This window comes from Bacteroidia bacterium (assembly GCA_019695265.1).
Lineage (GTDB): Bacteria > Bacteroidota > Bacteroidia > JAIBAJ01 > JAIBAJ01 > JAIBAJ01.
The window spans coordinates 118082-131906 of sequence record JAIBAJ010000001.1; the positions used below are offsets into that span (position 1 = coordinate 118082).

Below are 13825 nucleotides of genomic sequence, written 5' to 3' on the forward strand. Positions count from 1 at the left end.
CTGTCTACCCACATCCAAACGCACTTGTCATTTGTTCACTTCGTTTCAAATGATAATTTCGGGATTAAGCCGGTAAGTAAAGGTTGGAAATTGTTCCAACTTGCAGTGGACGAATAGATAAAGAAGGTCTTGTGTAACCTATTAAACTATGAGGTTGCACCCTCGGGCAACGATAGAGGCAAGTAGCTCCAAGCCAACGCAGCGTTTAGCGGAGTTGGCTTGGACTACAGCCGATAGCGTGACCCGAACGCCCGTGCAAGGTATTGGGGTTTAGCAAAACTAGTGTTGGGCGGAGGGGGCCCGCATACTAGGAATTTAAAAATAAACGATTCGTCTCGGTGGACTTATTCTGCAGACCCTAATTACCTGACAGTTCCTCCAAACTAGAACGAATAATAGCCACACATTCCAGCAATTGCTCTTCGGTAATACAAAGCGGAGGGGCAAATCGGATGATATTCCCATGGGTTGGTTTGGCCAACAATCCCTTTTCTGCCATTTTTAAACAGAGATCCCAAGCACTCTTTCCGGGCTTTTCATCAATTACAATGGCATTAAACAAACCCTTTCCTCTTACCAAATGTAGAAGATCGCTTTGGGTTTTTCTTAGTTCAGTCCGAAAAATTTCACCCAAGGCATAGGCATTTTGAGCCATATTTTCCTCCACTAAAACCTGGAGCGAAGTAATGGCCACAGCACAAGCCAATGGATTTCCGCCGTAGGTACTACCATGCTGACCGGGTTTAATAGTTAACATCACTTCATCGTTGGCAAGCACGGCACTAACCGGCAAAACCCCGCCCGATAAAGCTTTACCCAAAATAAGCATATCCGGATGTACCCCTTCATGGTCACAGGCAAGCATTTTACCTGTTCGGCAAAGTCCGGATTGGATTTCATCAGCAACAAACAATACATTTGCCTCCTTGCACAAATTGAAACAAGCTTTCAAATAACCTTCATCCGGCACTACAATTCCGGCTTCCCCTTGAATAGGCTCTACTATAAATGCCGCCACATTCGGATTTTGCAAGGCAAGAGCTAATGCGTTAGAATCGTTGTATGGAATAATTTGAATACCCCCGGTAAAAGGTCCAAAGTTCGATTTACTATCCGGATCGGTACTTGCAGAAACAATGGTGGTGGTACGACCGTGAAAATTGTTTTCACAAAAAACTATTACAGCTTCGTCTGTTGCAATTCCTTTAACCTCGTAAGCCCATTTCCTGGCCAATTTAATGGCTGTTTCAACTGCCTCAGCACCTGAGTTCATTGGCAAAACCTTATCAAACCCAAATAAAGAGGTGATATACTGCGCATATTCACCTAACAAATTATTGTGAAATGCCCGGGAAGTAAGGGTTATTTTTTGCGCCTGGCTAATTAGGCTTGCAATAATTTTCGGGTGACAATGACCTTGATTGACAGCACCATAAGCCGATAAAAAATCGAAATACTGTTTACCTTCCACATCCCAGACATAAACTCCTTCACCTCGCTCCAAAACAACCGGTAGCGGATGGTAATTATGTGCTCCAAATTTTTCTTCAAGCTGAATTAATTCTTGTGAAAGGCTCATTTCTATTACATTAGACATAAGTTCCGATTTTTGCAAAGATAAAAGGAAAACCCGACTTACAGGTATAATTACCTGCAAACCTCGCCAGGCTGCAAACTATTCCTAAATCCAAGCAACAAGTTTTTACAGAACGAAATGGAGTACAAATAGCTTACTCAAACCATTCCTGGCTGGAATACTTTCTATATTGAATTAATTTGGCCATGTGAGTAAAAGCCTTTACCAGACCTGCTTCCGATTTCCCATCCGGCTCCAATGCAATTGCCGTTCGAGAAACTTGAGTCTTTTTACCTGCTTCAGGCAAAACCCTGTCGATGCATTCTGCCTGATCGAATCGGCACTTAATAATTACCTGCTTTTCTTTTATCCCAAAAACAATATCTTCAGCATTAACGGCCATTAATTCTACCACATCCCTTCGAATAAGTTTCCCATTTTCAAAGCATTCAATTGTTAAGTATCCCTTCTTCACATCAATGGTATATTTGCCGGATAATTTACCGTTGATGTATTCAATTGTTTTTTCCATACTTACATCCTGCCCGGAAGCGTTATGGGTAAAAACCAAAGAAAGAAAAAGGCTAAAAAGAATCAAGAGTTTATTCATGTTTCGAACATTCATTAGCAAAAATCGTAGTAATTTCCCTTTTGCCCAAACCTTTTGAATATTTTTTCCAGAAATACAGTTAAATCAGGACTTACCTTGCTAATTATTTTGGCAAGTTCGGTTTATTCCATTGGGCAAAAGGCCAGGTTTTACGGTAAGTTCATTGTTGAAAAGGGAAACATGGACAAAGCGGTTATCTATATTACCAAAAACGGTCAAGCGGTTAGAACCATCTATCCGGATGGACAAAAGTTTGAATTTGACTGTGAATTGAATGCAGATTATATTTTTTCGTTTGAAAAGCCGGGCTACATCACCAAGAAAATTGCTATTAACACCTATGTTTCAGACGATCGAAAGGATGAAGGCTTTGATCCTTATCGGTTTTTTGTCTACCTATTTCCTCAGATTGAAGGAGTAAACACGGTTATTTTCAACCAACCCGTTGGGAAAATCATGTACAAAGACGACGAAGATGATTTTGGTTTTGATACAGATTACACCAAGAGTATTGAAGCACAAATGAAGGATTTTGAAGCAGATTATAAAAATAAGGAAAAGCAGTTAGAAGCCAATCCGCCACCGGCAGCAGCGGCACAAGCAGTTCCTACTCCGGTAACACCTGCACCTGCGCCTGCAACATCCAATGCTGCCGCGCCATTGCCTCCACAGCCCGAAGCATCTCCGAAACCGGTAATAAGCCAATCTAAACCTGCCATTAATCCAGCCATGGAAGAGAATGCAAAAAAATCATTTTCACCCGCTATTGCCGAGGATTATAAAAAATTCTCCAATGGCACTGAAGATTTAGAAAAACGCAAACAAATTTTGGCCGCTGAAGACCAGGCCAGAAGAGACCGGGAACTAGCTGCAATGAGTGAAGACGAAAAAAGAAGAAACCGAGTAGCCGCCAGCATCGAAGAAATGAAACGAAACCAATATCCCAAGCCACCTGAACCCAGTTACCGCAGAACAGAAAACTACATTAAGGAAGCAAGAAGAGAAATATTAGAAATCATTTTAACAGGAGAATCCGTATCCACAGTTTATAGAAGAGTAAAATGCGATTTCGGTGGTGAATATTATTTCAGAAACAATATCAGCATTTCCAAATGGATGTTTGACAATGCCTTTACCACCAAAATAGGTAAATAATCAAATTTCTGAGGTAAAGTCCATTGCCACTTCAGATTGGGACTTACTTTTGCACAAATTTTCTTATGTCAAACTCTTCTCCATTAAATGTTTCGGACAAATTTCTGTTCCGATTTGTAACAGGGATTTCCATTTTTGTTTTTCTAGTGGTGGTTCTTTTAAACAGAAAACTTATTCCTGTTACCATAGAAACCCCGGATTTTGTGTATTTCCTTCCAAAATTAAATGCCATTTTAAACGGAACTTGCGCCCTTTTGCTGCTGGTTTCCCTTTACTTTATTAAACAAAAAAACATCGAAATGCATAAGAAGGTCAATTTATTGGCTTTCATCATTTCCGCTGTATTTTTAGTTTCCTATATCCTATTCCATTACTTTGTAAAAGAAACTTCCTTCGGCGGACAAGGTTCCATCAGGTATGTGTACTACACCATACTTATTACCCATATTGTGCTGGCTGCCATTGTTTTACCTTTGGTATTATTATCGTTTCACCGAGGCTTGCAAATGGATGTTGTACGTCATCGAAAACTAGTTAGGTTTGCCTATCCAATTTGGTTATATGTGACCATTTCAGGAGTTGTGGTTTATTTGATGATTTCACCTTACTACCAATTTTAATAAAATGAAACCCAAAACAATTTTGATTTTCGTTGTAGTGTTGGCAACTATTCTTATACTTTCCAATAGCGAACTAATGGCTCAATGTGCCATGTGCAGAGCCAACGTAAAAACCAACCTCAACGACAATGATGGAATTGGAGGCGTAGGGCATACCTTAAACAATGCCATTTTGTATTTAATGGCGGTTCCTTACCTGCTGATTTCCTCCGTTTTTTATGTATTCAACAAAGAAAAAGTAGATAACTGGGTTACAGCAAAATGGAATTCATTTCGTTCTGGAAGTAAATCCGGAAAAACTTCTGTAGAGGCTTAATAACCTAGTTTCTCTTTTACCTTTCCAAGAACTGTTATTGCAATTTTCCTTGCCTTAACGGCACCGATTTTCAATTGTTCATCAATTTCATCGGGGTTAGCCATTAAATGGGTGTAGATTTTTCTTTCCTCCTGAAATTTTTCAACCAGCACCTCAAACAAAGCCTGTTTAGCATGTCCATAACCAAATCCACCTGCTTGGTATTTGGCCCGAATATCAGCGACTTGGCTTGGTTCAGCAACTAATTTATACAAATTGTAAACGTTACAAGTATCCGGGTTTTTTGGTTCTTCAAGCGGGGTACTATCCGTTTGAATGGATTTAACCACTTTCAGCAATTCCTTCTCAGGCAAGAAAATATCAATGGTATTTCCATAAGATTTACTCATTTTTTGGCCATCGGTACCCGGAACAATCATCACCTCTTCCTGAATTTTAGCTTCAGGAATAACCAACACTTCTCCGTAATGAAAATTGAAGGTTCTGGCAATATCTCTGGTCATTTCCAAATGTTGCTGTTGGTCTTTTCCAACCGGAACTACGTTGGCATCATACAACAAAATATCGGAAGCCATTAAAACCGGATAGGTAAACAAGCCTGCATTTACATCACTCAATCGCTCAGACTTATCTTTAAAAGAGTGCGCATTAGCAAGCATTGGAAATGGCGTGAAACAATTCAAATACCAGGTTAATTCGCAAACCTCAGCCATATCACTTTGGCGATACAGCGTATTTTTCTCCGTATCAAAACCAAAGGCCAACCAGGCAGCAGCAACGGCTCTTACATTTCTTTTTCTAAGTTCAGCATCCTTAATGGTGGTTAAAGAATGTAAATCGGCAATAAATAAAAAGGCATCATTGGCGGGGTCGTTGCTCATTTCAATAGCAGGTCGGATAGCTCCCAAAATATTTCCCAGATGAGGGATACCTGTACTTTGAATTCCGGTTAAAACACGTGGCATGGCTTAAGATTGAGCGCAAAAATAACCAATACCTATTACAAATCTGAAATAGACCAATGTTACATGGCAATTGGCTTAGTAAACTGCTTAATTAGTTAGCTAAAGAAACTCGGCATTTCTTTTCAAACCCAACCATCCTGTTCTTTTAACGGCAGATTTAGAAAAAAATCGACTAAAAACCTCCTCCGTTATCTCTTTCCAACCCTCATATTCCAGCATATCCTCTTTTGGTAAGAAACGAGGCTCGTTGTGTGGTTTCGAAAAGCGATTCCAGGGGCAAACATCCTGGCAGGTATCGCATCCAAACATCCAGTCGTCGAATTTACCTTTCCATTCAACCGGAATAGCTTCTTTTAATTCAATGGTAAAGTAAGAAATACATTTACTGCCATCTACCACCTGCGGTTGAATAATGGCTTGGGTAGGACAGGCATCAATACATCGGGTACAAGTACCGCAATAATCCTTTATTGGTCCGTCGGGCTCCAGTTCCAGGTCTATGATTAATTCGGCAATGAAAAAGAAAGAACCCTGTTGCTTGGTAATCAGGTTGGAATTTTTTCCAATCCATCCTAAACCGGATTTTTGAGCCCAGGCTTTATCCATAACAGGAGCCGAATCAACAAAAACCCTCCCCCCCACTTCGCCAATCTCCTCCCGTATCAAACTTAAGAACTCGAACAATTTATCCTTAATTACCATATGATAATCTTCACCATAGGCATACTTAGAAATTTTATGGTTAGAGGATTGTTGTTTTTGATCCGGAAAATAATTAAGCAACAGAGAAACAACAGATTTAGCACCTGGCACAAGCAAACGAGGATCAAGTCTAAGATCAAAATAATTGGCCATGTAAGCCATTTTTCCATGGTAATTATTTGATAACCAAGCTTCTAATCTAGGGGCTTCCTCTTTTAAAAACTCTGCTTTAGAAATACCAACATAATCGAAACCAAGGCGTTTGGCAATGGCTTTAATTTGAACAGAATGTTGGAATTGTTTCATAAAAAACGGAAAACAAAGATAGAACGTAGCAAGTTGCAAACCACGCCTACCTGGCCTAAATAAACCAGAATCCAATTATTAAACCGGCTAATGCTGAATCAAATTCGGAAATAGATAAACCATTCTTACACCCTGATAACAGCTTTCTTTCCCTGCTTAATTCGTCTAAAACCAATAAGTTAACTGTGCAATTCGTACTTCAACTTAAAAATGTGGAATTCATCAAACCTAACGAACCTAGCTTATTTTAAAATACTTAGGATGCGGGCCCCCTCCGCCCTATATTTTTGATTCAAAACCCAAAACTACCTGCACGGGCGTCGGGTCACGCTATCGGCTGTAGTCCTCGTCCCCCTAGGCTATCGCCGTAGGTGTCCTGTGGGCTACTTGCCTCTATCGTTGCCCGAAGTGCAATCTCCAAGGTAATTACTAATCGAACTTGCGTCAGGATCTATTAGTATACTGCAAAGGGAGAAATATTCAATACTGCCATTTTTTCTAAGTTATTCTTTTAACTATGGTAAAAGTACTGCAGATCGGGCTTGCAACTCGGGCAACGATAGAGGCAAGTAGCTCCAAGACCTGAAAGCGCTAGCTGAAAGGGATTGGACTACAGCCGATAGCGTGACCCGAACGCCTGCTGCAATACCTTTGGAATAAACCAAAAGATTGACAGGCGGAGGGGGCCCGCCAAATAATCTATTAAAAAAAACAAGGTTTAAACCGGTAAATTATTCAGGAATTCCTAGAAAGAAAACTGCATGCGGCAGGTAAAAACATCGTCTTTAAGATCTTGCTCAAAGCCCTTCAAACTAGTTTTTTCATTGCGCACCCAATCATAGAATAACATCAATTTAAGGTTGGTATTAATGAGGTAATTAAATCCAAATCCAAAGGTTTGAAATTTGATATCTGCCTCGGTAAAGTTGGATGAAGCCGGTCCAATTTCAGCGCCACTCACTTTGGAATTAGGATCGAAAAAATCATACTTAAAAACCAGTTGATAATTTGGTTTGAAAACGGGTTGTATGAAGTAAAAAATACCGGCATTAAAAGGACGGATATAAATAGGATTGGCCAATTCGGTAGTATTTGCAGGGGTTCTATTAGAAGATTTGGAACCTGTTTGAGTACCCATCCAAAATTCGGCTCTCAGTTCAGTAATCCCCCATTTTGTTTTCAATCGGAATTGGGCATCGGCTTCGTAATATTGCCGCGGTGCCAGGCGTCCCACATTGGAAGGATTGGAATCGACTACAAACACTTGATTACCATTTGAACCGGTTTGAAGAAAATAGCGAGTTGGAATTTGCTGATTAATACCACCCGAAAGATAAGAGATGGAGGCAGAAAAGTCGAATTTGTTAACGTGATTAGCTCGGATAAAGGAAAGGCGACCAATTAAATCTTTGGTTTGGTCAAACTCTAAGTTATTAGTAAGGCCTTGTCCGTTGGAAACACTAAAGTCCAAAGAAAAACGATTCAACAATCCGGAAGCTTTTCTTGGCTGAATGGTTACCATGGCGCCCAGGTCGCGTTCGACCGGCAAGAGGGTTTGAGACACCCTACCCCGTTCAGGCGACTCCCTGACAGCAGAAGAATAATTCACTTCAAATCCGAAAGGTCTGGCGTAAACTCCGGTGGTAAAACAAAGCAAGCCCCATTTTTTTTCATAGATTCTTCCAAAAAAATCACGGATAAAGACTCCTCTTTCCGTGCCATCGAATTGAAAAACAAAATAGATAATAGGTAATTTTTGCTTGTTGAGTTTAAGATAATCAAACCTAATTCTACCTCGACGCAGGGTAAACCTATTGTTTGAATTAGAGCTAAAGTCCCCGCCTGAGAAACCTTTAGCGCCTTTGGATTCGGCCCATTGGTATTGGGGTTGAATATAACCTGAAATGTTAACATTACCAAACTTCTTCAGCAATGGTCTGAGTGTATCCACCATTAACAAAGAGGAGTCGGGTATGGTGATGAAAGGTTGCTGAGCGAATACATTTTGAATTAAACCCAATCCAAGAAAACAAAAAAGAAGGAATTTTTTCATTCAGCTTAACAATTTGATAATTCTGCAAAAAGATTGCCTTAATCTTGTTTAAAGTTTGCCTTAATATTAATTTAATGTTAAGAAATGGCCCAAACATGGATTAAATACAAAAATCTAATTATCAATAGATTATAAATCCATCGCTTGCAACCCTACTACAAGCCGGACAAAGGAAAAAGAATGAATTTGAAGATTAGGAAAGAAACTTTACATTGGCTTAACATTGGAAGGGGGGACCACTAATATTTTTGCTTCAAAATTTGAAATAGATGGATTTATCAGTTAGTTTACTAATTCTTCTTGCCATTTGCATTTTGTGTGCATGCGCCTTTGAATTTATCAATGGATTTCATGACACGGCCAATGCAGTAGCGACTGTAATTTACACCCACTCCTTAGAGCCAACCAAGGCCGTTTTACTTTCAGGAATTTGCAATGCTTTAGGGGTATTGGTAGGAGGAATATCGGTTGCTATGGGAATTATTAATTTGTTACCGATAGACATATTACTTGACCAACAGATTTCGCATAGTTTGAGCATGGTGTTTGCGATGTTATTGACAGCTATTATTTGGAATTTAGGCACCTGGTATTTAGGCATTCCGGCATCGAGTTCTCATACCTTGATAGGCTCCATTTTAGGTGTTGGGCTTGGATATTCCTTGTATTCGGGTGGAAGTTCATCTACAGTGAATTGGGGAAAAGCCGGCGACATCGGACTTTCCTTATTAATTTCTCCGTTCTTCGGGTTTAGTCTTACCATTTTCCTTATGTTTTTAATGAAACAATTTATCAAGGATAAAGAGATATTCAAAGAGCCAAACAAAAAGAAAGGTCCACCCAATTGGATAAAGTATTTATTGTGGTTTACCTGTGCTTCGGTGAGTTTTACACATGGATCGAACGATGGACAAAAAGGAGTTGGACTAATTATGCTAATCTTAATTGCGATTGCACCAACCTACTACGCTTTGGATATGGAAAAGAACCACAAGGATATGTTTTCGCAAGTGGCCCAGATTCAAAATGTTGCCTTTGCATTGGAACATACCAAGCTATCGTCTACAGATAGCGTACAGGTTTCAAAAATAAGTACTGAAACCTCCCAGTTAAATGCTTCTTTGGCCGCCATGGGAAATGATATTCATTTTAATAAGCAAGATCGGTTTAGAGGCAGAAAGAACATTTTGATTATTGAAAAGGCCAGTAAAAAACTTTTGGAAAGTGAGGATTTGGAGATTAGCGAATCACAACGCAAGGTGCTAAGCGGTTCGGTTAAAAAACTTTTGGATTATACCAATTACACCCCACTATGGGTAATAATACTCATATCCTTATCGCTTGGTATCGGCACCATGGTTGGCTGGAAACGAATCGTAGTGACCATTGGAGAGAAAATTGGAAAAACCCATTTAACTTATGCACAAGGAGCAAGTGCCGAATTGGTAGCAGCAAGCACCATTGGAGTTAGCACTATGTTAGGACTGCCGGTAAGCACCACCCATGTGCTTTCTTCGGGAATTGCAGGCAGCATGGTTGCCAGCAGTGGAATAAGAAACCTTCAGCGTAAAATGGTAACGAACATTGGATTAGCATGGGTACTTACACTTCCTGTTTGTATAACCTTATCGGCCAGTTTGTTTTATCTATTCCGCCTCATTGCCGGATAATCAAATTAGGGTAAGATGTTATTTGGCATGTTGAATTTTCTTCAGTTTCTAGGTTCTTTGGGTTTATTCCTGTATGGAATGAAAACCTTAAGTGAAGGAATTCAAAGAGCCGCCGGTGAGCCTTTAAGAAACTTGTTGCGATCGGCTACCAAACACCGAATTTTAGGGGTGTTAACCGGGATGCTATTGACCATCGTCATTCAATTTTCTTCTGCATCAACCGTGATGTTTGTGAGCTTTGTGAATGCAGATTTACTAACGGTTTTCCAAAGTTTTTCATTAATTATTGGTGCCAATATCGGAACCACCCTGAAAGGATGGCTGTTTGCCTATGTGGGATTTCAAGGTCAAATTCAGCTTTCGCACATTGCCATAGTACTATTAGGATTATTCTTTCCTGCTCTTTTTAGCAGAAACAAGAAACTCAAATACACGGCTGAATTCTTTTTTGGGATGGGAATTTTGCTGATAGGGCTTGATTTTTTAAAACGCAGCTTACCGGATGTACAAGAACACCCTGAATTGGTAGAATGGATAAGGAGTTACTCCTCACAAGGCTCAGCATCATTACTTTTATTTGTACTTATTGGAGCAATTATCACGGCCTTATTGCAAAGCTCATCAGCCATGATGATTATTGTTTTAGTTTCTGTAAGTCAGGGTTGGGTGGATTTTTACCATGCTTCAGCTATGATATTGGGAGAGAATATTGGGACAACCATAACTGCAAATCTAGCAGCACTGGTGGCAAATACGAATGCCAAACGGGCAGCTTTGTTCCATACGCTATTTAATTTAACCGGTGTAATCTTATTCTTGCCACTGCTATATCCCGCCTTGCAACTATTAGATCTGTTTTGCACCCAGGTTCTTCAAATGCCTGTATCTGCCTTTTCTTCTGCACCTAAGGCTCAGGAGGCCGTTATTCCTGTTGCATTGGCCGTTTTCCATACCATGTTTAACACCCTTACAGCATTGGTTGTTCTTCCTTTCCTGAAACAATTTGAAAAACTGCTATTATTTATTTTACCAAATAGAGAAGAAGAAGAACAGCACCATCTTCAATACATAAGCCGAGGACTTCTTAACACCACCGAAATATCTCTGGAAGAAGCTCGTAAAGAAATTGCAAGGTTTGGAAATATTACTCGCCGAACCACTACGTTTATTCAGTCCATCGTAGACGAAAAGGAATCCAAACACAAAGAAATACTTATTGAAAGAGTTGCAAAATATGAAGAAATAACCGATCGGATTGAATTGGAAGTGGCCAGTTATTTATCGCATGCTTCAGAACAAGAAATAAGTGTTGAAACCAGTCAACAAATTAGGGCAATGCTGATGGTAATTGGAGAATTGGAAACCATAGGCGATATTTGTTTTCATCTGAGCAAATCGCTGGAAAGGAAAACAGAGCAAAAAATCTGGTTTAACCAGGACCAACGGGATTATTTAAAAGAATTACATATACAATTGGTTAAGGCTTTTGATATTATGATTGAGAATTTAGAGGCCAATTATGATAAAGCCCAAATAGAACAATCCTTGATGTTAGAGGCAAGTATTAACTCCTTGCATGATAAGGCAAGAGATAAAAACCTCAAGCAAATTGAAAAAGGAAAGGTAAAATTAAATGGGGCATTAATTTTCAACGACCTGGTAAGTGGTTACGAGAAAATCGGCAACCATGTATTAAGGGTTTCCCAAGCCATAGTTGGAATTAATACCAAAAGGAGTTTGATTGGAGAGTATGGAGCTTAGTAGGCCCCACCCCATTTGCGAACAAACCATTCCATAGCCAGTAAAAGGATAATCAATCCAAAAATCCATTTAAGGTGAATGGCCTCATCAAAGGTTGAATAGTTATAAATTACCGGTTTAAGATTTTCGGACTTTTGGATTTCGTTTGAAATGTTTTTCATATCCTTTGGCAGGTAAAATTTACCATGAGTAGCCAAAGACATAGTCCTTAAGAGCTGGTGATCAGCCGTGATAGTTGTGAATTCCAATTTAATTTCGCTCACCACAAATTTACCATTGGCTTTTAAAAGCTTATCACCCATTTTAGTGGAAGCTTCGTAAGAATATACACCCGGAGGAAAAATACCGGCATCCAGACGATAAGACCTATCCGTTTTGCCCAAAACAAACTGGTATTTCTTGCCTTTAGAATTGGAAACCATTAAGTTTATATCAGCTTGATTGATTAATTCATAGCTATCATTATAAATCTCCCCTTCAAATAGAACAGACTCGTTTTCTTGAAATTTATTCTTGGTAATTATTCGGAACTGGCTTTTGTCTTGCTTCACAGCCAGGTACTGAACAATCTTACTCACCAATTCATCAAAATTGCGGGTAGATTTATTTTGATTAAAGTCTGCCAGTCTCCATTTCCAGCAGTTTTCGCCTAAGAGGCTACCCATTTTACGATTTCCATTCTGGCCAAAAACAAGTAAAGGATTTTCGGTATTTACTGTACCTATTTTTTGAAACAACAAAGTTTGGGCACCAGGGCTAGATTTAAAATCTCCGTAGGGAGATAGTAAAGGCGGAAATTTTTCCAATTGTGAGGTTAATTCGGGGCTCAGACTAAACAATGCAAAATTTCGGTTAAAAATTGCTTGGGTTTCATTAGTCGTATTGGAACGAGTTTGAATACTAACACCGTTTCCCAACTGATTAAAATTTGGAATGGAAGAAGATGAACTTACAACAAATAAAGCCGGAACTTCCGTTTTAAGAAGTTCTTGAATACAATTTTGACCATCCCCAGATGCTGCCGGAATACCATGGAAAATCACTAGATTGTAGGCTTCAAGCTTCTTTTTAAGGTTAAGTGCTGAGCTTGTTTCCACCTCATAACTTTGATTGGCTTCAATGGAATTTTTCAATGCCGCAATGTCGGGGTGAGGATTTGCATAAACCAATAACACTTTTTGCCTTCCATCCAACACTTCAATATAGGCTTCAGCGGTATTATTAGAGGTAGTTACTTCGCCCTTAATGGTTTGCAATCGAATACTATATCGCTGCATTCCAACTTTTTCCGCCTTAAGCATGAAGGAGAACTGCTTTTGAAATCGATTTCCGGCAATTTGGAAATCTTGGCTTGCTTTAACTTGTCCGGATTCGTCTATGATTTGAATGACAGAACTCAAGCCTTGACAAAGTTTAGCTTCTACCGTGATCTCCAAAGGAAAGTTGTTTCCTAGGTATGCATATTTATTATGACTTACCAAGTTAATTAACAGATCCTTTTTGGGCAAAGTATCACCCAACCCTACCGCGTAAATTGGCACACCCAATTCTTTGGAAACAAACACCGGGTTATTACCTTGATTATAAATACCATCGGTAGCAAGTACAATGGCACCTAAATTCTGGTTGGAGAACCGGTCGCGGATTTGTGAAACTACGGCGGAGAGATTCGTAACCTTTCCATTGTAATTTACATTCTCATTGGCTGAAATTTCCTCATCAAAAACAAAGGAACTCACATCAAATTTTGACTCCAATTGAGATTTCAACTGAGACCACTCCTCAACAAATTCCTTTTCATAATAAGACTTTTTACCAACTGCAGTTATTGAACTGGAGTTGTCTCTTAAAAAGACCAATTTAGGCTTTTGAACCTCCCTGTGATTAGTTGCCAACAGAGGTGATAACAATAAAAAACTTATCAAGAACAAACTCAAAAACCGGAAGGCTGCAATCAGTTTTTTCAACCAGGGGTTCATTTCCGGAAAAACATCCCTTTTACCATACAACAGCCAAGAAAAGAAAGCTGCTATAGCCAAACAAACTAATACGTACCAGACAGGATATTCCAATGATAAATTCACCTCAACT

11 protein-coding genes are annotated in these 13825 nt (G+C 39.4%); 5 read left to right on the top strand and 6 right to left on the bottom strand.

Going from position 1 to position 13825, the window contains the following annotated elements; all coding sequences use genetic code 11:
* Nucleotides 1-358 precede the first annotated feature (358 nt).
* The gene (rocD, locus tag K1X82_00460; protein MBX7180556.1) at nt 359-1579 is read right to left on the bottom strand and encodes an ornithine--oxo-acid transaminase; all 1221 of its coding nucleotides are present in this window, start codon (nt 1577-1579) and stop codon (nt 359-361) included.
* Between the two features lie 151 nt (nt 1580-1730).
* Nucleotides 1731-2186, bottom strand: coding sequence for a hypothetical protein (locus K1X82_00465; protein ID MBX7180557.1), 456 nt, complete (start codon nt 2184-2186; stop codon nt 1731-1733).
* Nucleotides 2187-2240: 54 nt separating this feature from the next.
* Between K1X82_00465 and K1X82_00470 the strand changes: the two genes are divergently transcribed.
* The 3 genes from K1X82_00470 (at nt 2241) to K1X82_00480 (ending at nt 4277) form a co-directional block, all read left to right on the top strand.
* Nucleotides 2241-3341 (top strand): hypothetical protein, encoded by a 1101-nt coding sequence (locus K1X82_00470; protein ID MBX7180558.1) that lies wholly within the window; start codon nt 2241-2243, stop codon nt 3339-3341.
* Between the two features lie 65 nt (nt 3342-3406).
* A complete protein-coding gene (locus K1X82_00475) occupies nt 3407-3961 on the top strand; it encodes a DUF420 domain-containing protein (GenBank protein MBX7180559.1) in 555 nt (184 codons plus the stop codon).
* A 4-nt stretch (nt 3962-3965) separates the two neighbouring features.
* Nucleotides 3966-4277: a hypothetical protein gene (locus tag K1X82_00480; protein MBX7180560.1), complete on the top strand. Its 312-nt coding sequence runs from the start codon at nt 3966-3968 to the stop codon at nt 4275-4277.
* Here the strand turns inward: K1X82_00480 and trpS are convergent.
* The 3 genes from trpS to K1X82_00495 form a co-directional block, all read right to left on the bottom strand.
* On the bottom strand, nt 4274-5242 hold the full coding sequence (gene trpS / locus K1X82_00485; GenBank protein ID MBX7180561.1) for a tryptophan--tRNA ligase: 969 nt from the start codon (nt 5240-5242) through the stop codon (nt 4274-4276). The two genes, K1X82_00480 and trpS, sit on opposite strands and share 4 nt — an antisense overlap.
* A gap of 99 nt (nt 5243-5341) precedes the next feature.
* Entirely contained in the window at nt 5342-6250 is a 909-nt protein-coding gene (queG, locus tag K1X82_00490; GenBank protein MBX7180562.1) for a tRNA epoxyqueuosine(34) reductase QueG, read from the bottom strand.
* 745 nt (nt 6251-6995) lie between these two features.
* On the bottom strand, nt 6996-8303 hold the full coding sequence (locus K1X82_00495; protein MBX7180563.1) for a porin: 1308 nt from the start codon (nt 8301-8303) through the stop codon (nt 6996-6998).
* 269 nt (nt 8304-8572) lie between these two features.
* Between K1X82_00495 and K1X82_00500 the strand changes: the two genes are divergently transcribed.
* A complete protein-coding gene (locus K1X82_00500; GenBank protein MBX7180564.1) occupies nt 8573-9973 on the top strand; it encodes an inorganic phosphate transporter in 1401 nt (466 codons plus the stop codon).
* Between the two features lie 27 nt (nt 9974-10000).
* The gene (locus K1X82_00505) at nt 10001-11734 is read left to right on the top strand and encodes a Na/Pi cotransporter family protein (protein ID MBX7180565.1); all 1734 of its coding nucleotides are present in this window, start codon (nt 10001-10003) and stop codon (nt 11732-11734) included.
* Here the strand turns inward: K1X82_00505 and K1X82_00510 are convergent.
* The gene (locus K1X82_00510) at nt 11731-13818 is read right to left on the bottom strand and encodes a VWA domain-containing protein (protein MBX7180566.1); all 2088 of its coding nucleotides are present in this window, start codon (nt 13816-13818) and stop codon (nt 11731-11733) included. The two genes, K1X82_00505 and K1X82_00510, sit on opposite strands and share 4 nt — an antisense overlap.
* Nucleotides 13819-13825: the final 7 nt, after the last annotated feature.

Excerpts from the sequence above, each read along its gene's own strand:
- rocD (MBX7180556.1), bottom strand. The coding sequence starts at position 1,579 with ATGAGCCTTTCACAAGAATTAATTCAGCTTGAAGAAAAATTTGGAGCA.
- K1X82_00465 (MBX7180557.1), bottom strand. The coding sequence starts at position 2,186 with ATGAATAAACTCTTGATTCTTTTTAGCCTTTTTCTTTCTTTGGTTTTT.
- K1X82_00475 (MBX7180559.1), top strand. The coding sequence starts at position 3,407 with ATGTCAAACTCTTCTCCATTAAATGTTTCGGACAAATTTCTGTTCCGA.
- K1X82_00480 (MBX7180560.1), top strand. The coding sequence starts at position 3,966 with ATGAAACCCAAAACAATTTTGATTTTCGTTGTAGTGTTGGCAACTATT.
- trpS (MBX7180561.1), bottom strand. The coding sequence starts at position 5,242 with ATGCCACGTGTTTTAACCGGAATTCAAAGTACAGGTATCCCTCATCTG.
- queG (MBX7180562.1), bottom strand. The coding sequence starts at position 6,250 with ATGAAACAATTCCAACATTCTGTTCAAATTAAAGCCATTGCCAAACGC.
- K1X82_00495 (MBX7180563.1), bottom strand. The coding sequence starts at position 8,303 with ATGAAAAAATTCCTTCTTTTTTGTTTTCTTGGATTGGGTTTAATTCAA.
- K1X82_00500 (MBX7180564.1), top strand. The coding sequence starts at position 8,573 with ATGGATTTATCAGTTAGTTTACTAATTCTTCTTGCCATTTGCATTTTG.
- K1X82_00505 (MBX7180565.1), top strand. The coding sequence starts at position 10,001 with ATGTTGAATTTTCTTCAGTTTCTAGGTTCTTTGGGTTTATTCCTGTAT.